This window comes from Burkholderia pyrrocinia (genome assembly GCF_003330765.1).
Lineage (GTDB): Bacteria > Pseudomonadota > Gammaproteobacteria > Burkholderiales > Burkholderiaceae > Burkholderia > Burkholderia pyrrocinia_B.
Window position 1 is genome coordinate 911,552 of record NZ_CP024903.1, and the last position, 19,796, is coordinate 931,347.

The following is a 19,796-nucleotide window of genomic DNA, read 5'->3' on the forward strand; positions in this document are numbered from 1 at the left end:
CGATCCGGTTTAGAGTGGCCGCGAATCGATGACGATGTGTCGTATGGCCGCAGCCCCGGGCCGTACAGGCGCACCAGAGGAGCTGGAGACAAATGGGTGAAGGCAGGATTACGCAGGTCGAGTCGTTCGGTTTCGAGCGCATTCCCGATGCATCGCGCTATGCGCGGCCGATCGATCTGTTCCGGTTGCTGTTCGGCGGCTGCAATACGTTTTCCACATCGGTGCTCGGCAGCTTTCCCGTGCTGGTCGGGCTGTCGTTCAAGGCGGGTGTCTGCGCGATCGTGCTCGGCGTGCTCGCCGGCACCTGCATCCTCGCGCCGATGAGCCTGTTCGGCCCGCGCAACGGCACGAGCGACCCTGTGTCGTCCGGCGCGCATTTCGGCATCCATGGCCGGATCGTCGGCTCGTTCCTCGCGCTGCTCACGTCGATCGCGTTCTTCTCGCTCGCGGTGTGGAGTTCGGGCGACGCGCTCGTCGGCGGCGCGCACGACATGGTCGGCATGCCGGTCAACGGCTTCACGCTCGGCGCGGCCTACATGGTGTTCGCGGTGCTGGTGCTGATCGTCTGCATCTACGGCTTCCGCTTCATGCTGTGGGTCAACAAGATCGCCGTGTGGGCCGCGAGCGTGCTGTTCGTCGCGGGCCTGTTCGCGTTCGCCGGCCTGTTCGACATGAATTACGCCGGCACGCTTCAGCGGGGCGGCGCGGGCTTCTGGGCCGCGTTCGTCGGCGCGGTGCTGGTCGCGCTGAGCAACCCGGTGTCGTTCGCGTCGACGCTCGGCGACTGGGCGCGCTACATCCCGCAGCACACGCCGAAGCATCGCGTGATGGGCGCCGTGTTCGCCGCGCAGATCGCGACCTTCGTGCCGTTCTTCTTCGGCCTCGCGACCGCTACGATCATCGCGTCGAAGGCGCCCGCATTCATCGCGTCGAACGACTACGTCGGCGGGCTGCTCGCGATCTCGCCGCGCTGGTTCCTGCTGCCGATGTGCCTGATCGCGATCATCGGCGGGATGTCGACCGGCACGACCGCGCTGTACGGCACCGGTCTCGACGTATCGAGCATGTTCCCGCGCTTCCTGAACCGCGTGCGCGCGACGCTGCTGATCGGCACGATCGCGATCGCGTTCATCTTCGTCGGCCGCTTCTGGTTCAACCTCGTCGAAAGCGTCGCGACGTTCTCGACGCTGATCGATACGTTCAGCTGCCCGTGGATGGCGATCATGGTGATCGGCTACGTGACGCGCCGCGGCTACTATCTCTCCGACGACCTGCAGGTGTTCAACCGCGGGCTGCGCGGCGGCCACTACTGGTTCACGCACGGCTGGAACCTGCGCGCGATGGGCGCTTGGCTGCCGGCCGCGTTCGTCGGGCTGTCGTTCGTGAACCTGCCGGGCCAGTTCGTCGGGCCGCTCGGCAACCTCGCGGGCGGACTCGACCTGAGCGTGCCGGTGTCGCTGGCGATGGGCGGGATGCTGTATTTCGTGCTGCTGACGCTGTATCCGGAAGCGGACGGCGTGTACGGCCCGCACGGGCGCCGTTTCGCGCGCGGCGGCAGGGGCGCGGCGCGCGGCGTCGGCGCACCGGCGATCCAGCCGAAGGGGTACTGAGCCGCGCGTTGCGTTTCGCTTCGAAACAACAACGCCGCCGTGCGGGCATGGCCGCCGGCGGCGTTGTCGTGTCCGGCAGGGCGACGGCCTGCCGGCATGTCGGGCCGTATCAGTGGAACGTGCTGCCCGCGAGCAGCCCGCCGTCGACGATGAATTCCGACCCCGTGCAATACGCGGATTCGTCGGACGCGAGGAACAGCACGAGACTGGCCACTTCGTCGGGCTTGCCGATGCGCGCGATCGGCAGGCCGCTATAGATGGACGACGGGTCGAAGTCCGCGAACTCGGGCGGGCGCGCCATCACCGTATCGATGCCGCCCGGATGCACCGAGTTCACGCGAATGCCGTGGTGGCCGAATTCGAGCGCGGCGGCCTTCGTCATCCCGCGCACCGCGAACTTGCTCGACACGTACGCGCTGCCGCCCGCGACGCCTTCCATCCCGGCCGTCGACGACACGTTGACGATTGAGCCGCCGCCCGCGTCCTTCAGCGCGGCAAGCGCCGACTTCATGCCGAGCCAGCAGCCGACCTGGTTCACTTCGATCACCTTGCGATAGTCGTCGAGCGAACACGATTCGATCGGCACGAGCTTCAGGATCGCGGCGTTGTTCACGAGGATATCCAGCCGGCCGAAATGCGCGAGCGTCGCATGGACGGCCGTCTGCCAGTCGTCTTCGTTCGTCACGTCGAGATGCTGGAATCGTGCGGCGTCGCCGAGTTCGGCCGCGACGCGCTGGCCGGCTTCGTCCAGCACGTCGGCGATCACCACGCGTGCGCCTTCGGCGACGAACCGGCGTGCTTCCGCTTCGCCCTGGCCGCGGGCACCACCCGTGATCAGCGCCACCTTGCCTTCGAGTCGTTTCATCAGGATTGCTCCAGTCAGTGAGAGGGGCCGCGTGCGTGCCGCGCGGTGAATGACGGCCATGATCGCAACAAAGCGCGCGCTTCGTGCCATCCAAACGGACGAGTACGCGCCGTTTGCGTCACGGTGTGGGCGGCTGGCGGTGTCGTGTTGCGCGGCGTCGCAATGACATGGGTGCGCGAGCCGAAAAGGGGGAGGCGGGCGCTGCGAATCGATCGGCGCGTTACCGCGCGTTCGGCCCCTTGACCGTCAGCCGGCACACGGTCGCGAGCGCGAGCAGGTTCGGGTCGCGCTCGCGGCGGTGCAGGAAGCTCAGGCCGATCGTCTGGCGGATCGTGGGCCCGGCGAGCGGCACGAGCGCGATCTTGTGCGCGAACAGGTCGCGCACGCGGCCGGGCAGCAGCGAGCAGCCGACGCCGCCCGACACGAGGTTGATCAGCGAGAAGATGTCGCCCACCCGCATCACGACATTTGGCGTGACGCCGGCCGTGCGGAACGCTTCCGTGAAGCCGTGGTGCGTCGCGAAGCCTTCGCCAAGCGACACGAACGGCGCGTCGCCGCACGCGCCGAGATCGATCGCGTCGCGTTGCGCATACGGCGAATCGATCGGCGCGGCGAAAAACATCTCGTCCTCGAACAGCGCGATCGATTCGATCTCGGCGTCCGGTTCGGGCAGCGCCATCAGTGTCGCGTCGATGGCGCCCTGCCTGAGCTTGTCGAGCAGGTCGGCGTTCGAGCCGAGCACGAGCTCGGCCTGCAGTTCGGGGCGGCGCTCCTTCAGCGCGATCACGACCTCGGGCACGGTGCGGATCGTCAGCGAATAGAGCGAGCCGATTTTCAACTGACCGGCGCCGTAGCCGGCTGCCTCACGCGTCGCACGGATCCCGTCCGTCATCGTCTTGAGCACTTCGCCCGCGACTTCGGCGAGCACCTGCGCCGCATCAGTCGGAATCAGGTTCCGCCCCTCGTGGCGGAACAGCGCGCAGTGCATCCCTTCCTCGAGCGTATGCAGCGCGCGGTGCACGCTGACCGTGCTGACGCCCAGCGCCTCGGCGGCCTTCGCGAGGCTGCCGGCTTCCATGAAGGCGAGGAGCACTTCGAGCTTGCGGAACGTGATCTCTTCGTTGATGCGGTTGCGCATGGTGCAGGCGACGGGGAGGGCGGCCGACGATTCTGCCGCAGAACCCGGGCCGCAACAATGCGCGAATCACCGGGGTTTTCTCGCGGCGGGGCCTGGCGAGAAACATTTAATCTCCGGCTAATCATCCGCTGCGGGCATTGATTGATGCAGGTTTTCGGCGTCCCTACCATCGTTTCACGCCGGTCGTGCGCGCGGGCCGAGAGGTTCCGTCGTGCCTGTCCCGCATCGGCAGGCGATACGAACAGCCGGTTCGCCCATGCACGCCCGCCACGGACGGCGGCACGCATGCGGCGCGGCACCATGAGACTGCAGGAGACAAGCATGCGCGACTCACGTCGGAACTCGCGGCATCGGCAGGTGATTGCCGCTGTCGTCGGCAATACCCTCGAGTGGTACGACTTCATCGTTTACGGGTTTTTCTCCGGCATCATCGCGCGGCTGTTCTTTCCCGCCGACAGCCAGTATGCGTCGCTGCTGATGTCGCTCGCGACCTTCGGGGTCGGCTTCTTCATGCGCCCGGTGGGCGGCATCCTGCTCGGGCTCTATGCGGACCGCAAGGGCCGCAAGGCGGCGATGCAGCTCATCATCTTGCTGATGACGCTGTCGATCGCGCTGATCACGTTCGCGCCGTCGTACGCGACGATCGGCCCGGCGGCGCCGATCCTGATCGTCGTCGCGCGGCTGCTGCAGGGTTTCGCGACGGGCGGCGAATACGCGAGCGCCACCGCGTTTCTCGTCGAAAGCGCACCGGCCAACCGGCGTGGCCTGTACGGATCGTGGCAACTGATCGGCCAGTGTCTCGCGGTGTTCTCGGGCGCCGCGATGGGCGCGTGGGCCACGCAGTCGCTGTCGGAGGCCGCGCTGCACAGCTGGGGCTGGCGCGTGCCGTTCGCGCTCGGGCTGCTGATCGGGCCGGTTGGCCTGTGGATCCGCCGGCACATGGAGGAGACCGACGCGTTCCTCGACGCGAGCAAGTCGACGGTCGAGCCGCCGGCGAGCGTGTCGCGCGTGCTGCGCGACAACCTGCGCGGCGTGCTGGTGTCGATGGGGCAGACGATCACCGGCACGGCCGTGTTCTACGTGATGCTCGTGAACATGCCGACGTTCGTGCACAAGACCTTCGGACTGCCGCTCGACCAGGTATTCAAGGTGCAGATGGTGGCGGTCGCGCTGCTGACGGTGACGATTCCGGTCGCCGCGGTCGTGTCCGACCGCATCGGCCGGCGGCCCGTGCTGATCGCCGGCACGCTGGCGATGCTGATGGTCACCTATCCGCTGTTCTCGTGGCTGGCCGCGGCGCCGAGCATCGGGCGCCTGCTCGTGATGCAGCTCGTGATCTGCACGATCATCGGCATCTGCTATGGCCCCGCGCCGACCACGCTGGCCGAGCAGTTCGCGACGCGCTCGCGTTCGACCGGCATTGCGCTCGCGTACAACGTCGCGGTGATGGTGTTCGGCGGCTTTGCGCCGTTCATCGTCACGTGGCTGACGCACGCAAGCGGCTCGCCCGTCGCACCCGCGTGGTACGTGCTGTTCGCGGCTTCGTTCGGGCTGGTCGCGAGCGTGTTCATGCACGACGGCGCGCCGTGCGTGCTCGCGCGCCGGCAGTTTCAGGGCGAACCGCTGAGCGTCAAGTAGCGGCCCGCCGCCCGCGCCGGCAATTCATCGGCGCGGGCGGCACGATGGGTATCGGTGCAGCCGATGGTCAGCATCGCGGGCGGCGGCCAGAACCTGTCTGGTCGCGTACGGACGCACGCGGCCGGGCGCGCGAACGGCCGCGCTATCGTAGGCGGTGGCGCACGTTGGCCCGATCCTGTCGGACGTTGTCCCGCGCGCCGCTGTCGCATAAATCCGCGCGGCCCGACACTGGCGCCTCGCGGCCGGGGAGGCTCCAGGCCGCGTCCGGCGGCGCCGGCAGGTCCGGCGCGCCGTTCCGTTCGATTTGCCAACCGAGAGAGCGCCCCATGCAACATCCGACCATCCGTACCCTGGCAGGCGCGACCGCGCCGACGTCCATCGACGCCGCGCACACCGCGCTGCTGGTGATCGATTTCCAGAACGAATATTTCAGCGGCCGGCTGTCGATTCCGGAAGGGCCGCGCGCGCTGGGCAATGCGCAGCGCGTGATCGCGTTCGCCGACCGCGCGGGCATTCCGGTGTTTCACGTCCAGCACGTCGATACGGCCGACAGCCCGATCTTCGCCGACGGCAGCGACGGCTTCCGCTTTCACGCTGACCTGCAGCCGGCGCCGCATCACGCGGTGGTGAAGAAGACGTCGGTGAGCGTGTTCCCGACCACGGACATCGATGCGCGCCTGAAGGCGGCCGGCATCGACACGCTGATCGTCACGGGCCTGATGACGCATGCGTGTGTCGCCGGCGCGGCACGCGACGCGGTGCCGCTCGGCTATGCGGTGATCGTCGTCGACGACGCATGCGCGACGCGCGATCTCGACGTCGCGGACGGCGGCACGGTGCCGCACCGCGACCTCCATCGCGCGACGCTGGCCGCGCTGTCGGACACGTTCGGCGACGTGCTGACGACCGAGCAGGTGCTGGCGCTCGGCGTCGCCTGACGGCCGCCCGGTTCGCGGTTCAGCCGGCCCAGCCCGGCGCGGCGTACACGACTTCGCCGCGGAAGCACGTCTCGATCACGCGGGTTTGCGCGAACGTCTCGACCGGGTGCGCGAACGGATTGCGGTCGAGGATCGCGAAGCTCGCGTCCTTGCCCGCTTCGAGCGAGCCCGTGCAGTCGTCGAAGCGCAGCGCATACGCGGTGTTCACCGTATAGGCCTCGAGCATCGTGAGCAGGTCGAGGCGTTCGTGCGGATTCCACGGCGGGCTGTCGGGCTGGTCGATCAACAGATGCGTGACGCCCGTCTGGATGATCTGCATCGGGTTCATCGTGCTGACCGACCAGTCGGAACCGGCCGCGAGCATCGCGCCCGCGTTGCGCAGGCTGCGGAACGGATAGTTGCGCGCGGTGCGCTCGGCGCCGAGCAGGTCGCGATAGAGCTGTTGCTGCTCCTCGCGTGCAGCCGTCCACAGCGTCTGCACACTGGCGATCGCGCCGAGCCGGTTGAAGCGGCTCATGTCGGCCGGATCGACGAGTTGCAGGTGCGCGAGCTGCGCGCGCCGGTCGCGCATCCCGTTGCGGCGCTGCACGGATTCGAGCGCGTCGAGCGTCATGCGCACCGCACGGTCGGCGAGCGTATGGAAGTGCAGGTCGAAGCCGGCCGTATCGGCGAGCAGGCAGATCTCGTTCAGCGCTTCCTGGCTCCACAGCGCGAGGCCGCAGTCGTCGGTGCCGGCGTATGGCTCGAGCAGCGCGGCGGTTTTCGATTCGGGCACGCCGTCGACGAAGATCTTCACCGTATGCAGGCGCAGGTTGTCGCGCTCGTACTCGCGACGCCATGCGACGAAGCGCTCGACCTGCTCGCGCGAGTCGCGGCGCGGGTTCGCATAGAGGCCCGCGCTCATGTACGCCTTCAGGTTGCCGGCGCGCTGCGCGCTGGCATAAGCCTTGAGCTCGGCCTCCTCGACACGTGCGTCGAACCACCCCGTGATGCCGAAACCGTGCGCCATCGCATGCGCTTTCGCGAGCGACTTCGGGTAGCCGGCCGGGCTCAGTTGCGGAATGATCGGGCAGACGCGGTAGAACGCCGCTTCGTGCACGACGCCGTTCGGCGCGCCCGACGCATCGCGCTCGTAAACGCCGCCGGTCGGATCGGGCGTGTCGGCCTTGATGCCGGCCGCTTCGAGCCCCTTCGTATTGAGGCAGCCGCTGTGCACGTCGAAGCCGACCACGAGCAGCGGCCGGTCGGGCACGATCCGGTCGAGCAGCGCGCGAGTCGGATACGCGCCGAACGCAGCAAGGTTGGCGCCGCCGAGGTAGACCCACGGTTCGTTCGGTGTCGCATCGGCGCACGCGCGGATGCGCTGCAGGATCGCGTCGGGATCGTTGATGCCGGACAGGTCGAAGTCGCCGAGGATCTGGTGGCCTTCCAGCGGGTGCACGTGACCGTCGATGAGGCCCGGCAGCATCAGCCTGCCAGCCAGGTCGACGGTGCGCGTCGCGGGGCCGGCCAGCGAGCGGATGTCGTCGTCGCGGCCGACCGCGACGATCTTGCCGTCCTTCGTGGCGAGCGCCTGCGCGAAACGGCGCTGCGCGTCGCCCGTATAAAGCAGGCCGTTCAGATAGACGGTGTCGGCGTGTTGCATGTGTCTCCTCCGGATAAGGGGCTGGTCGACGGGCGCACGTGTCCGGCGGGCGGGCCGTCTGGCTCGTCCGGTCGTGTGAACCCGGTCAGGTTGGAATGGGGTGCGGGGCGTTAGGTGGCGGCGCTGCGCGGCACGGGCTGCGGGTCATGCCGATTTCGCCGATGCGTCCGTATCGGCAAATCGATGGGCGACGCACTCGCGGCCGTGCGGGCCGGCGTCCATCCGGTATTCGGCATTCCGTGTCTCCGTGGCATCCGACGCGTTCCTGTCGTCGGGTGAGTCAGATACTAGGAGCGGGGCGGCCGGCTGTCTGTCATCGTTTTGAGGACAACGCGCGACAAAGGCGGTGTCGGGTGGCGGCGGTTGCGATGATGCGGTGGCGTCATCTAGCGACTGCGGTCCCCCGGTGCTTCTTCTTCGGTCACGCACCACGCGAAGAGCCCGGCCCGGTTCGCGACGCCGAGCTTCGCGAGCGCGCGCCCGAGATAGGTGCGCACGCTGCTCGGCTTGAGCGCGAGCGTATCGGCGATCTGCGGGACGGGCCGGCCTTGCAGCACCGCGCGGCACACGAGCCGTTCGCGCTGCGACAGCGCCGCGCCGCTGGCCGACAGCCGCTGTTCGAATCGCTGCAGCAGCGCACCGTCGTCCGAGCGCGGCGTCAGGCGTGCGAGCCGCGCATGCTGGATCAGGAGCGGCAGCACGAAATCGCCGAGCTGCCGCAGCAGCGCCAGTTCGGCCAGCGTGTACGACGGCTGGCCGCGCCGGCGGAACAGCGAGAACGCATAGACGTAGTCGCGCTCGCTGCCGAGCAGCGTGCAGTCTTCGCCGAGCTCGCCGAGCGCGAAATGGCGGCCGTATTCGGTCGCCGTGTCGATTTCCTCATTGCACGAGAACACGAGCTGCGAATCGGTGGTGCGCTCGATATGCGGGAGCAGCGTGTCGGTACGCCAGTCGCCCTGTGTATACAGATCGAGCGCGTGGCGCGTGCCGTCGGGATCGTCGCCGCCGGCGAAGAACAGCACGTCGACGCTGTCGACCGATTGCGACGGCGCGTCGCGCCGGTAACGTGTCGCGACGCTGTAATGGGATTGCGGGTCGACGGTCTCGCGCAGCCACGCCCAAAGCCGGGCGGGAAACTGCGGACTGCCGAGGCTGGCGACCAGGTCGCCGGCGTTGCTCAGGGAAATATGGGCGGGGCTCATCAGTTGACACCGTCTTCGCGAACGGCCGCCCGCGCCGGCCCTGCTTCGCGTGCGGCGGCGCGCTTGCGGGGCAGCGGCCGGCGGTGCGGTCATGCGAGACGGAGGCTGGCGTGGCGGCGAAGCTCGATTGTAGGGGACTTCGCCGGCGCGGGGCATCCGCCCTTGCCCGGCGGGCGGCCGATCGTCCGTCGACGAGCGGCGCGCGTCGTTGCGCGCCGCGTGCCGACCCCGCGCGTCAGAACATCGTGTTCTGGTTCGCGGACGCTTCGGGCACCGGCTGGATCACGTCCCAGTGCTCGACGATCTTGCCGTCCTTTACGCGGAAGATGTCGACGACCGCTTCGCCGCGATCGCCCGGACGTTCGGTCGCATGCACGTGCAGATACACGAGATCGCCGTCGGTCGCGCTGCGGACGATGCGTGCGCGCGATGCCGGGTTCTTCTGGAAGGCACCGACGAAGTACGACACGAACGGCTTCTTGCCGTCCGGCACGTGCGGGTTGTGCTGCCTGTAGTCATCCGCGACGACGGCGGCGGCCTCGACCGCTTCGTGCTTGTTGAAGAAGCGGTCGTAGAACGTCAGCACGAGCTGGCGGTTGGCTTCCTCGGCGGCCAGGTCGCGCGTGGCCGCGCCTGCGGCCAGCGCGGCGGTCGACGCGGCCAGCAGGACGAGCGCGGCTACGGCGCGAACGGGGGAGCGGAGCGATGACATGGTGCGTTTTCCTTGTTTTGATGATCCGTTGGCTGGCGCGCGATGCGCGACTGCGGATTGCGCCGATCGCGACGATCGGCGAGCGATGGGGGTATGGCCGCGAGCACGCATGCCGTATCGACGCGAAGGATTCGCCGCGAAACCCGTGTCGTCACGGCTGCGGATATTGCGAGGCCACACGGAATCGTCATGCTTCGTTGAACTGGAGAATCCGGGCGGCTGTCGGGCCGATCGAATGGTACAGTTGCCGCGAACCCGTCACAAGAAGTGTGCGCGGGGGCTGGAGGGCGGCGGCGCTGAGCAGGACGCACGCACCGTTACGTCGATTGGCGGTGTGCTGCTGATGGAGTGCGATGTGACGAGACATGGCCGGATGCATTCGCATCGTCATCGCATGATTTCGTTATCCGAAGGATCTCGTCAGGGCGGAAGGCATCGGCGATGCTTTGACGTGTTCGTCTCGAACGCGGCAATGCGCGGGCGACCGAAACATGCGGTCTTCTGTTGCATGGCGCACGATAAGAGAGCGGCAGGAATCAGGTCGATGCAACACGCTGCGCCGGAGATCGGCGGGCATATTGATTGTCGAGGTTGCCCGATTGCACGCCCTGGCATCGGTTTCGGCGGCCGGCATCGTCCCGGGATGGGGCAGGCTCCGCGAGCGCGCCTGCCGGGCGCCATGATTCATTCCGTGGCCGAACGGCGAGGGTTCGCACGCGCCGTCCGGCTCCGGCTCCGGCTCCGGCTCTTCCATCGGCCGGAGCCGCGGGCTGCCTATCGCCACGAACCGTCGACATAGACCCATACCGGCCCCTGGCGACGCCAGTAGCCGGGCATCCACCGACGCCCGGGGCGCCGTGCGACCCAGCGGCCGGACACCCATATATAGCGGCCGCGCTGCCAGCGCCAGTAGCCGTCGGTCCATATATAGCCGTGCGGCCGTGGCGGTGGCGGCCGGCGGTCGTGCCGGGCACGCGGTTCGGGCCGGACGGCCGGTACCCGGGCGGCGCGGGCTGGGCCGTGGCGGCGCGGAGCCAGCCGGTGCCGACGAAGGCGGCGGTCAATCCGATGGCGCGCAACAACGAGCGTCGATTCATGTCGTTTCCTATTCTGTATTCGAGGCTGTCTTACATTAGCCGGCCAGTACGCCGGCCGGGTTACGCGAGCGGTTAAGGCTGTTACCGCGTGTCACGCCTGGCGGGCGGACCGCCGGCAGGCGGAAGTTGGCCTTTCCGTTTCTGCCGGCTGACGGGGACATTGCCTCCTGCACGGATGTCGCGCCCTGTTTACTGAGTGACGGATGCGTTTTAGGCGCCCGGAGCCCAGTATTCGAGATCGGTTTGGGTAAAAATTGCCGATTTCGGGTGTTGAAACGAATCCGTTTGTTGTTTCTATGCAACCGTCAAGACGATGACACGAAGGAATGGTGCGATGAAAGCCTCCAAAAAGCCGTCGTCAAGAGGTCAAAAACAAGCGTTAAAACAAATACTTATAACGCGGCCCCACTTTCATTATTTCTAGTTCTGGAAAAGCTTATTTCTTTATTTGCAGATCGCGCCCCTAGGGTACACCCCTAAACTCACGGTTCCCAAACGGGCAACTATCCGGGCGCGGCCAGCAGTACACAGGTGGCGCTCCCGGACGGTTGCAGACCGTTTATGAACAAGGTCGCGAGACCTGCCTCTTTTTAGAAGGGAGCTCCACGAATGAACAAGACTCTGATCGTTGCAGCAGCTGCAGCATCGTTCGCTACCGTCGCTCACGCGCAAAGCAGCGTCACGCTGTACGGCGTGCTGGACGCAGGCATCACCTACCAAAGCAACGTCGCCAGCAAGTCGCTGTGGTCGATGGGCTCGGGTATCGACCAAAGCCGTTTCGGTCTGCGTGGTTCGGAAGACCTCGGTGGCGGCCTGAAGGCAATCTTCACGTTGGAAAGCGGCTTCGGCATCGGTAACGGCAAGCTGGGCAACAACGGCGGCATGTTCAACCGTCAAGCTTTCGTCGGCCTGTCGAGCCAGTACGGCACGGTCACGCTGGGCAAGCAGTATGACGCAACGCAAGACTACCTGGCACCGCTGACGGCAACGGGCTCGTGGGGCGGCACGTACTTCGCGCACCCGGGCAACAACGACCGTCTGAGCACGAACGGCGACGTCGCACTGAACAACTCGATCAAGTACACGAGCGCTAACTACGCTGGCCTGCAGTTCGGTGGTACGTACTCGTTCTCGAACAACCAGAACTTCGGCAACAACCGCGCGTACAGCGCTGGTGCGGCTTACCAGTTCCAAGGCCTGAAGCTGGGTGCAGCGTACTCGCAAGCGAACCTCGGTGACGGTACGAACGCCAACGGCGCGACGTCGATTGCTTCGCAAGGTCGCGTCCGCACGTACGGTGCTGCTGCTGGCTACGCATTCGGCCCGGCACAAGTCGGCGCTGCATGGACGCAATCGCGTATCGACAACCGTGCTGCTGGTGTGCCGAAGCAACGCACCGACAACTACGAAGTCAACGCAAAGTACAACCTGACGCCGGCTCTCGGCCTGGGCGCAGCTTACACGTACACGAACACGAAGATCGAAGGCGGCAGCTCGCACTGGAACCAGTTCGGCGTGCAAGCTGACTACGCTCTGTCGAAGCGCACGGACGTGTACGCACAAGCTGTGTACCAGCGCGGCGCGAAGGGTAACGTGATCGGCACGTCGATCTACAACGGCGACAACACGACGGCTCCGAGCTCGTCGATCAACCAAACCGCAGCAACGGTTGGTCTGCGTCACCGCTTCTAAGCGTGACGGCGGGGTAACCCGCTTCGCAGCATCGAAAAAGGCGCCTTCGGGCGCCTTTTTTTCGTGTGCGGAATGCGATGACGACAATCCGGATTGTCCGGATGCAAAAAAGCGAGGCCTGTGCCTCGCTTTTTTCGTTCTGCGCCCGTTGCGGCGCGGTGCTGGCCGGCGGCGTCAGCGCGTGTATTTGCCGTGGGCTTCCGGCTGGAACACGATCGCGGCGACCTTCATCAGCTGTTCGGTGCCGCTCGGCTGCATCACCTTGACCAGTTGGCCGCGCTGCGTGCCCAGCAGCGCCATGCCGACGGGCGAGAAGACGTTCAGGCGGCCGAGTTCGAGATTGGCGGCGTCCGGATAAACAATCGTCCAGGTGGCCTGTTCCTGGGTCGCTTCGTCGAGCAGTGTGATCTGCGAGTTCATCGTGACGACGTTCGCCTTGATGGTGTCGGGCTGGACGATGTCGGCGCGTTCGAGCAGCGTGTCGAGCATTGTCTGGAATCGCGGGTTGTGCTCGGCGTGCTTCTCGAGGCGAGCGACGTCGAGTTCGGTCAACTGGTAAAGACGTTGTTTCATGGCAGTTCTCCAAATGATCGGCAGGGGCAGGCGTGGCGTGCCTATGAGGATCGCCCGGAGCCTGTCTGACCTGGCTCCGGGAGGAGACCGAGCCGTCAGATCAGGCGCCGGGCAGGGGCGAGCGGCGCCTGGGCCGTGCGTCGAGCGAGGGGATGCGCCGGATGACCGGCGCGCGCACGCACGCCGGACGGGCCGGACGGCGAAACCGAAAGGGGCGTGAGCGCGGACATGGTGGATGGAATATCGGCTGGCGAATAAAACCTTACGATTCTACAACACAAGCTTCGGGATATGTGATTCGGCTGTTGGCGTTTCGTCAGCGATTGTTGTGCAAATGAAGCAAGTTGTGACGACCCTGTTCGGAAACAGTGGGCGATATTTGCTAAAAATGCAACGCTGTATGTTCGAACTAAGGGTTTCCCCTTGGGGTGGCGAGAACTACACTGGACTCAATCGCTTCAGACAGTCCTGCCGAGGCGACGTCAAAAGAGAACATATTCCGGAGGTAAATCATGAAGTCGATCATCTACGCAGCCATCGCCGCATCCGTCCTTGCCGCCCCGATCGCATCGTTTGCGCAGTCCGAGCAAGGGCTGACCCGCGACCAGGTCAAGGCCGAACTCGTGCAACTCGAACAGAACGGCTACAAGCCGCTGGCGAGCGATTCGCAGTATCCGAACAACATCCAGGCCGCCGAACAGCGGATCCAGCCGAACCAGCCGATGCTCGCGCAGGCCGATACGAGCGGCTACGGTGCCGTGGCGACGGGTGCCGGACAAGCGGGCCGTCGCATGACGCGGGAAGCACCGAATCCCGTGAACTCGGTCTACTTCGGCAACTGAACGTCCCCGGTCTGCCCGAGCGCACCACTTAATCGACGAGACGCGCGCCATTAGCGCGCGTCGTTCGCCCGCAGGAGCAGAACCTCCGTCGCCGCATTCCGGCGGCTTTCCGCCCAGACGCTGACGCGTTTGGGCCTTTTTTGCTGGAGCGGGTCAGACGGACGTGACCGCGGGCGTGCCGTGGATATAGTGTTCGAGCTGGCTGATCGTGAACTGCTGATCGGCAATCACGCTTTTCACAAGGTCGCCGATCGAGATGAGGCCGATCAGCTTGCCGCCGTCGAGGACGGGCAGGTGACGCATCCGGTGCTCGGTCATCAGTGCCATGCACTCGTCGGTGGATTGCGACGGTTCGACGTAGCGTACCTTCGCCGTCATGATTTCCTCGACGCGGGTGGCTTTCGATGAACGGTCCTGCAGGACGACCTTGCGCGCATAGTCGCGCTCGGTGACGATGCCCGCGATGTCGTCGCCGTCCACGACCAGCAACGCGCCGATTCCCTTTTCCGCCATCAGCTTGATGGCGTCGTAGACGAGGTCGCTTTTCGTGACGGTGTAGATGGTGCGGCCTGAATCCGGCTTGGCCTTGAGAATCTGCGCGACAGTCGTGCTCATTCGCTTTCTCCGTGTGCAGGTCGATGCAGGGAAGGCAGGGTGTGATGCGCGTCACCCGACGAGCCCAGTATAGCCGGGCAGGCGGTGGCAGTCGCGTGACGTTTCCAGATTAGCGGTAAACTCCCGTCACGCACTATCCACACAATTCCTACATTCCTGAACGTTTCGATTGAATTCATGATGTCTTCGCGTCCCCAATCGCCCACGCCGGGCAATGGCCAGGCCGACGAGTGCGTGACGCTCGTCGCTACCGCGTCGCTGCCTACGCGCTACGGTACGTTCACGTCATACGCGTTCCGCGTATCGGGCAGCGATGCCGAACATCTCGCGCTTGTGATGGGCGACGTGACCGGCGAGCAGTCCGTGCTGACGCGGCTGCATTCCGAATGCCTGACCGGCGATGTGTTCGGCTCGTACCGCTGCGATTGCGGCGAGCAGCTCGATCTCGCGTTGCGCTACATCGCGGCCGAAGACCGCGGCGTGCTGCTGTATCTGCGCGGCCATGAGGGGCGCGGGATCGGCCTGAGCAACAAGATTCGCGCATACGCGCTGCAGGAGCAGGGGCGCGACACCGTCGAGGCGAACCTCGACCTTGGCCTGCCTGACGACGCTCGCGAATACGACTCGGCCGCCGCGATCCTCAGGATCCTCGGCGTGACTTCGGTGCGACTGATGAGCAACAACCCCAAGAAGTTCGACACGCTCGCGAAGCACGGCATTCCCGTCTGTGAACGCGTGGCGCTTGCGGTGCCCGTGCGCGAGGAAAACGAGCGTTATATCCGCACGAAGCAAACGAAGTTCGGGCATTACTTCGAGGAAAACGAGTAATAGATTGATTTAGAAGGAATTTATCGATCTACGCCGACCGCCGGGTTGAGCGTTTTTTGCTCGATTGCCTGTATCCGGACCGGTCGCGCCGGCGCAGGTTTTTCCCGTTGTGGGGGAACCTGCGCGATGTAACCCGCCGTGTAACCCCGCCGTGTAACCCGTTACGCAGCTCACGTATGCCGGGAAGCTGACCGGCGGCGTGCGGCGGATCCGGGTCATCCGGCCAACTTGCGTAGCGCTTTCTTGTCGATCTTGCCGACACTCGTCTTCGGAATGTCGGCCACGAACGCAATCCGGTCTGCTTCAGGCACTGCGTACCGGCTGATGCGCTTCGACTCGACGTGCCGCTGCAGATGCTCGCGCACATCGTCGGCGCCGAGCGAGCTTCCTTGAACTCGAACCACAAGAGCCATCGGTCGTTCTCCCCACTTGTCGTCCTTGACGCCGATCACCGCGCATTCCTGCACGTCCGGCAATTCCCCGATCAAGCCTTCGATCTCGATCGACGACACCCATTCGCCGCCCGTTTTGATTACGTCCTTGATGCGGTCGACGATCTGCACATAGCCGTCCGGCGTCATCACCGCGACGTCCTGGGTATGCAGATAGCCGCCGCGCCATAGAGCTTCGGAGGCTTCGGGCTGGTTGTGGTATCCCTGCGTGAGGAACGGCGCGCGCAGCACGATTTCGCCGGGCGTTGAGCTGTCGCGCGGCACGTCGCGCATGTCGGGATCGACCACCCGCAGGTCCACCATCGGCAGCGGGCGTCCGGTCATGCAACGCTTGTGCACGTTCTCGTCCTGGTCGACCGGCGCGGCGCCCGGGGGAAACTGCGAGAGCGCCACCGTCGGGCCCGTCTCGGACATCCCGTAGCCCGCGAACACGTCGATGCCTTGTTCGACCGCAGCGCGGCATAGTCCGGGGGGCAGGGCTGCACCGCCCGTGATGATCTTCCAGCCGACCAGGTCGTGGCCGTCGCGGCGCGCGGCATCGAGCAGCATCTGCAGGATGGTGGGCACGCAATGCGAGAACGTCACTTTTTCGGTCTTCTTCAGCGCCAGCAATATCTCGGGGACATAGCGGCCGGGCAGCACGACGCGCAGCCCGAGCAAGACCGCAACGTACGGCAGGCCCCACGCGAGCACGTGGAACATCGGTGTGATGGGCATGTACACGTCGTCGCGATGCAGTCGTTGGCCATCGCGCGGCGAACACAGGCTCGTCGAAATCGTCAACGCGTGCAGCACGATCTGCCGGTGGCTGTAGCACACGCCTTTAGGGTCGCCCGTGGTGCCGGTCGTGTAGAAAAGCGCGGCGCGCGTATTCTCGTCGAACTCGGGAAAGACGAAATCCGGCGAGGCTTGCCCGACCAGCGCCTCATACTCGCCCGCGACGGGCAGCGGCGTGGGTGTCATCGGATGGTCGTCGGCAAGCACCAAGACCTGACGCACGAACTTCAGCTCCGCCCGAATCTGCTCGAGCACCGGCAGGAAATCCGTGTGCGCGAGCACCAGTTCGGCGCGCGAATCGTTCAGCGCATAGGCGATCTGTTGAGGCGAGGTGCGGACGTTGACCGTGAACAGTGTCGCCCCCATCATCGGGATCGCGAAGTAACTCTCGAGGTAGCGGTGGCTATCCCAGTCCATGGCGGCGACGGTGGCGCCGTGCCGCACGCCGAGTGTTTCCAGCGCACTGGCGAGTTGCCCGATGCGCCGGCGCAGGTCGGCGTACGTATAGCGCAGCTTGCCGCGATAAGTGATCTCCTGATGCGCGCTCAGGCTCTGCGAGTTCAGCAGCAGTTGCTTGACGAGCAATGGATAGGCGTAGGCCGACGGGGTCGGCGCAATCAGGTTGTCGGGGATGGCGGATGCTTGGGTCGCTGACACGGAGACTACCTCGTATGGCTGTCGGCGCAGCGGCGCGCCGCGTCATCGTGCCAAGCATGCGGTGCAAGGCCGATCGATTTCCCGTTTTCCGGGAGGGGAACGGTTACTGGGCATTCCGGCAGGCAGGCGGGCGCGCTCATGCTTGAACCCGTCTTGCGCGTTCAAGGTATCGCGCTATTTTAATTAGGAAAACTGATAGGGATGCCATCGACCGGTACGAGCGCACGACATCCCTCATTGCTTCCGGTCACGCGATCTTGCGCAGATACCCTTGTTGCCCGCCGTTCCGGTTTGGCGCGAAACCATTGGCTGCCAGGGTTTCTTCCGTGGTGTCGTAGAACACGCCGATCTTGCTGATCTCGCGCGCCTCCCTGGCCGTGGCGATCGGCCGGCCGAACTCGCGCGAGATGCGCACCAGTTGCTCGATCTGCGCGGCGGTGCCGATCTTGGCCGTGCGCGACTGGTTCCACAGGTTGTCCTCGGTGCCCGTGCGCACGTGAAGGCCCATCGCGATACCCATCATGTTCACCGGCAGCACGTTGAGCACGGAGCTTTCCACCGTCAGTACCGCGCCGTCGGGCACGGCGCGCACGAAATTGGCGAGGCTGTAGAGGTTGGGCGCATCCATGCCGCCGCCGATGGCCACCCAGTTCATAACCAGCGGGCCCTTGTAGATACCGCGACGGATCAGCCGCTCCACCGATTCGAAGCTGTTGATGTTGTAGCACTGGAATGCGCTCTGGATGCCCGCGGCCGTCAGGCGCCGGACATGCTCCTCGACCCATCCGGGCTGCGCCGGTACCGTCATCTCCTTGTACGCGTTGAACACCGCCGGGTCTTCCATCGACGTGCCCTTGATGTCGCGCGCATCGAATTGCTCCAGGACATTCATCTGCGACGTGTTGACCGTCACCGTTACCTGGTCGGGCTTGGGGTCCAGATCGGCCAGCATGTGGCGCGTGTCGTCCGACAGCCACTTGGCTGCCGCGCCTTCGGTCTCCGGCGCGAAACTGATGGAGCCGCCCACCTGGATGATCATCTCCGGCACGCGTGCCCGCACCCCGGCGATGAGTTCGTTGAACTTCGACAGACGCTTGCTTCCCTTGCCGTCCAGCTCGCGCACGTGCAGATGCAGCACCGTCGCGCCTGCGTTGTAGCAGTCCACGGCCCTCTGGATTTGATCTTCCATCGTGACGGCGATTTCCTCCGGGAAGTCCGACGGCAGCCACGACGGCGCATAGGGCGCGGCCGTGATGATCAGCGGCTGCTGGTTTTCGGGGAACAGGTGTCCGTCGAGAAAGTTCATGGCGTGTCTCCTGGGTAAAAGGAATGGATGGTGGTGATTTGAATTGGATTCAGGGCATTACTTCGCCGGCAACGCCCGCATGAACCGGCTTTGCCGCGTCAGGTATCGGGGATCGGATTCACACCAAAAGAATATCGCCGCGAGTTAGACTCCTATGTATTATTTGGGACATTGGATGTCTAAATTGGGACACTACCATGCAGCGATCCATGCTCACGATCCGGAGCGCAAGCCTGACGGGCTATACGGATCTCGCACGCGATGTCGGACTCGATCCCGCGCGCATGTTGCGCAAGGTCGGGTTGAGCGCGCGCGATCTGGTCGATCCCGATGCTCCGATCAGTACTTTTGCGGTTCGCGAACTGCTGGAAAGCAGTGCCGCGGCGGCAAACGTGGAAGATTTCGGGTTGCGACTGGCAATGAGCCGGCGGCTGTCCAACCTGGGACCGATCAGCGCTGTCATGAGTGAAGCGCCTACGGCTCGAGAGTCTCTCGAGAGCCTGTGTCGTTACATCCGCTTGATCAATGCTTCGCTGCTGACCCGTATCGAAGACTATGGCGATGCCGTATTGATTCGCGAGAACATCCTGGTGGACGACAAGCGTTCGGTGCGACAGTCCATCGAGATGGCCGTCGGCGTACTCTACCGGAGCATCGGGGAACTCCTGGGGCCGGGCTGGCGGCCGCGAAGCGTCTGCTTCGAGCACCGTCCGCCGAATGGTGCGACCTGCCACAAGGCCTTTTTCGGATTGGCCGTCGAATTCAATTCCAGCTTCAACGGCATCGTGTGTCACGCGAAGGATCTGGCGGCGTATCGGCCTGCCCGAGATTCCCGGATGGCGCTTTATGCTCGCCGCTTTCTGGATCAGGCTTTGTCAGGCGCTCATGACAGTGCCACGCATACGATTCGGCAAGTGATTGTCGCGATGTTGTCCAATGGCCGCTGCACGGCCGACCAGGTGGCGAGACACCTCGCCATGGATCGTCGTACTTTGCATCGGCGTCTGGCCGCGGAGGAAACGAGCTTTTCGGCGCTGCTTCAGGTTGTCCGGAGCGAACTCGCGTCTCGACAGATCCGGGATAGCGATCGCTCGCTCGCCGAACTGGCGGATCTGCTCGGTTTTTCCAGCCCAAGCGCATTTGCCTTCTGGTTCAGGAAACACTTTGGAACGACGGTTTCAAAGTGGAGAGAGGCTCGATAGCGCGCTA

Annotated in this window: 16 protein-coding genes and 1 pseudogene; 7 read left to right on the forward strand and 10 right to left on the reverse strand. The window is 65.2% G+C overall.

Annotated features, from left to right (window positions below; translation table 11 throughout):
• Positions 1 to 92 precede the first annotated feature (92 nt).
• Positions 93 to 1,610 (forward strand): purine-cytosine permease family protein, encoded by a 1,518-nt coding sequence (locus tag CUJ89_RS21580; protein ID WP_114179481.1) that lies wholly within the window; start codon positions 93 to 95, stop codon positions 1,608 to 1,610.
• 109 nt (positions 1,611 to 1,719) lie between these two features.
• Here CUJ89_RS21580 and CUJ89_RS21585 read toward each other — a convergent pair whose 3' ends face one another.
• Both CUJ89_RS21585 and CUJ89_RS21590 read right to left on the reverse strand, forming a co-directional pair.
• The gene (locus CUJ89_RS21585; RefSeq protein WP_114179482.1) at positions 1,720 to 2,475 is read right to left on the reverse strand and encodes a glucose 1-dehydrogenase; all 756 of its coding nucleotides are present in this window, start codon (positions 2,473 to 2,475) and stop codon (positions 1,720 to 1,722) included.
• Between the two features lie 220 nt (positions 2,476 to 2,695).
• On the reverse strand, positions 2,696 to 3,613 hold the full coding sequence (locus CUJ89_RS21590; protein ID WP_114179483.1) for a LysR family transcriptional regulator: 918 nt from the start codon (positions 3,611 to 3,613) through the stop codon (positions 2,696 to 2,698).
• Between the two features lie 321 nt (positions 3,614 to 3,934).
• Between CUJ89_RS21590 and CUJ89_RS21595 the strand changes: the two genes are divergently transcribed.
• Both CUJ89_RS21595 and CUJ89_RS21600 read left to right on the forward strand, forming a co-directional pair.
• Positions 3,935 to 5,251, forward strand: coding sequence for a citrate-proton symporter (locus tag CUJ89_RS21595; RefSeq protein WP_114181491.1), 1,317 nt, complete (start codon positions 3,935 to 3,937; stop codon positions 5,249 to 5,251).
• Positions 5,252 to 5,577: 326 nt separating this feature from the next.
• A complete protein-coding gene (locus CUJ89_RS21600; protein WP_114179484.1) occupies positions 5,578 to 6,189 on the forward strand; it encodes a cysteine hydrolase family protein in 612 nt (203 codons plus the stop codon).
• A gap of 19 nt (positions 6,190 to 6,208) precedes the next feature.
• Here CUJ89_RS21600 and CUJ89_RS21605 read toward each other — a convergent pair whose 3' ends face one another.
• The 4 genes and pseudogenes from CUJ89_RS21605 to CUJ89_RS21625 all read right to left on the reverse strand — a co-directional run bounded on the left by CUJ89_RS21605 (position 6,209) and on the right by CUJ89_RS21625 (position 10,845).
• Positions 6,209 to 7,834, reverse strand: a complete 1,626-nt coding sequence (locus tag CUJ89_RS21605) for an amidohydrolase (RefSeq protein WP_114179485.1) — start codon at positions 7,832 to 7,834, stop codon at positions 6,209 to 6,211.
• 386 nt (positions 7,835 to 8,220) lie between these two features.
• The gene (locus CUJ89_RS21610) at positions 8,221 to 9,036 is read right to left on the reverse strand and encodes a helix-turn-helix transcriptional regulator (protein WP_114179486.1); all 816 of its coding nucleotides are present in this window, start codon (positions 9,034 to 9,036) and stop codon (positions 8,221 to 8,223) included.
• A gap of 235 nt (positions 9,037 to 9,271) precedes the next feature.
• Positions 9,272 to 9,748, reverse strand: coding sequence for a nuclear transport factor 2 family protein (locus CUJ89_RS21615; RefSeq protein WP_114179487.1), 477 nt, complete (start codon positions 9,746 to 9,748; stop codon positions 9,272 to 9,274).
• 774 nt (positions 9,749 to 10,522) lie between these two features.
• Positions 10,523 to 10,845: pseudogene (locus CUJ89_RS21625) on the reverse strand (hypothetical protein).
• Positions 10,846 to 11,454: 609 nt separating this feature from the next.
• On the opposite strand from CUJ89_RS21625, the gene CUJ89_RS21635 reads away from it, so the two are divergent.
• Entirely contained in the window at positions 11,455 to 12,537 is a 1,083-nt protein-coding gene (locus CUJ89_RS21635) for a porin (RefSeq protein ID WP_114179489.1), read from the forward strand.
• A gap of 174 nt (positions 12,538 to 12,711) precedes the next feature.
• Here CUJ89_RS21635 and CUJ89_RS21640 read toward each other — a convergent pair whose 3' ends face one another.
• The gene (locus CUJ89_RS21640) at positions 12,712 to 13,110 is read right to left on the reverse strand and encodes a GreA/GreB family elongation factor (RefSeq protein WP_114179490.1); all 399 of its coding nucleotides are present in this window, start codon (positions 13,108 to 13,110) and stop codon (positions 12,712 to 12,714) included.
• Between the two features lie 512 nt (positions 13,111 to 13,622).
• On the opposite strand from CUJ89_RS21640, the gene CUJ89_RS21645 reads away from it, so the two are divergent.
• The gene (locus tag CUJ89_RS21645) at positions 13,623 to 13,952 is read left to right on the forward strand and encodes a DUF4148 domain-containing protein (protein WP_048247268.1); all 330 of its coding nucleotides are present in this window, start codon (positions 13,623 to 13,625) and stop codon (positions 13,950 to 13,952) included.
• 153 nt (positions 13,953 to 14,105) lie between these two features.
• Here CUJ89_RS21645 and CUJ89_RS21650 read toward each other — a convergent pair whose 3' ends face one another.
• The gene (locus CUJ89_RS21650; protein ID WP_114179491.1) at positions 14,106 to 14,567 is read right to left on the reverse strand and encodes a CBS domain-containing protein; all 462 of its coding nucleotides are present in this window, start codon (positions 14,565 to 14,567) and stop codon (positions 14,106 to 14,108) included.
• 177 nt (positions 14,568 to 14,744) lie between these two features.
• On the opposite strand from CUJ89_RS21650, the gene ribA reads away from it, so the two are divergent.
• On the forward strand, positions 14,745 to 15,395 hold the full coding sequence (gene ribA, locus CUJ89_RS21655; RefSeq protein ID WP_114179492.1) for a GTP cyclohydrolase II: 651 nt from the start codon (positions 14,745 to 14,747) through the stop codon (positions 15,393 to 15,395).
• A gap of 215 nt (positions 15,396 to 15,610) precedes the next feature.
• Here the strand turns inward: ribA and CUJ89_RS21660 are convergent, their stop codons facing one another.
• Both CUJ89_RS21660 and CUJ89_RS21665 read right to left on the reverse strand, forming a co-directional pair.
• A complete protein-coding gene (locus CUJ89_RS21660; protein ID WP_114181492.1) occupies positions 15,611 to 17,257 on the reverse strand; it encodes a fatty acid--CoA ligase in 1,647 nt (548 codons plus the stop codon).
• 271 nt (positions 17,258 to 17,528) lie between these two features.
• Positions 17,529 to 18,587 (reverse strand): 3-keto-5-aminohexanoate cleavage protein, encoded by a 1,059-nt coding sequence (locus CUJ89_RS21665; protein WP_114179493.1) that lies wholly within the window; start codon positions 18,585 to 18,587, stop codon positions 17,529 to 17,531.
• 197 nt (positions 18,588 to 18,784) lie between these two features.
• Between CUJ89_RS21665 and CUJ89_RS21670 the strand changes: the two genes are divergently transcribed.
• A complete protein-coding gene (locus tag CUJ89_RS21670; protein ID WP_114179494.1) occupies positions 18,785 to 19,789 on the forward strand; it encodes an AraC family transcriptional regulator in 1,005 nt (334 codons plus the stop codon).
• Positions 19,790 to 19,796: the final 7 nt, after the last annotated feature.

Bases quoted from the DNA above. Each gene is read 5' to 3' on its own strand.
- CUJ89_RS21640 (WP_114179490.1), bottom strand. From the start codon at position 13,110: ATGAAACAACGTCTTTACCAGTTGACCGAACTCGACGTCGCTCGCCTC.
- CUJ89_RS21605 (WP_114179485.1), bottom strand. From the start codon at position 7,834: ATGCAACACGCCGACACCGTCTATCTGAACGGCCTGCTTTATACGGGC.
- CUJ89_RS21665 (WP_114179493.1), bottom strand. From the start codon at position 18,587: ATGAACTTTCTCGACGGACACCTGTTCCCCGAAAACCAGCAGCCGCTG.
- CUJ89_RS21670 (WP_114179494.1), top strand. From the start codon at position 18,785: ATGCAGCGATCCATGCTCACGATCCGGAGCGCAAGCCTGACGGGCTAT.
- CUJ89_RS21650 (WP_114179491.1), bottom strand. From the start codon at position 14,567: ATGAGCACGACTGTCGCGCAGATTCTCAAGGCCAAGCCGGATTCAGGC.
- CUJ89_RS21610 (WP_114179486.1), bottom strand. From the start codon at position 9,036: ATGAGCCCCGCCCATATTTCCCTGAGCAACGCCGGCGACCTGGTCGCC.
- CUJ89_RS21590 (WP_114179483.1), bottom strand. From the start codon at position 3,613: ATGCGCAACCGCATCAACGAAGAGATCACGTTCCGCAAGCTCGAAGTG.
- CUJ89_RS21595 (WP_114181491.1), top strand. From the start codon at position 3,935: ATGCGCGACTCACGTCGGAACTCGCGGCATCGGCAGGTGATTGCCGCT.
- ribA (WP_114179492.1), top strand. From the start codon at position 14,745: ATGATGTCTTCGCGTCCCCAATCGCCCACGCCGGGCAATGGCCAGGCC.
- CUJ89_RS21635 (WP_114179489.1), top strand. From the start codon at position 11,455: ATGAACAAGACTCTGATCGTTGCAGCAGCTGCAGCATCGTTCGCTACC.
- CUJ89_RS21580 (WP_114179481.1), top strand. From the start codon at position 93: ATGGGTGAAGGCAGGATTACGCAGGTCGAGTCGTTCGGTTTCGAGCGC.
- CUJ89_RS21585 (WP_114179482.1), bottom strand. From the start codon at position 2,475: ATGAAACGACTCGAAGGCAAGGTGGCGCTGATCACGGGTGGTGCCCGC.
- CUJ89_RS21615 (WP_114179487.1), bottom strand. From the start codon at position 9,748: ATGTCATCGCTCCGCTCCCCCGTTCGCGCCGTAGCCGCGCTCGTCCTG.
- CUJ89_RS21600 (WP_114179484.1), top strand. From the start codon at position 5,578: ATGCAACATCCGACCATCCGTACCCTGGCAGGCGCGACCGCGCCGACG.
- CUJ89_RS21645 (WP_048247268.1), top strand. From the start codon at position 13,623: ATGAAGTCGATCATCTACGCAGCCATCGCCGCATCCGTCCTTGCCGCC.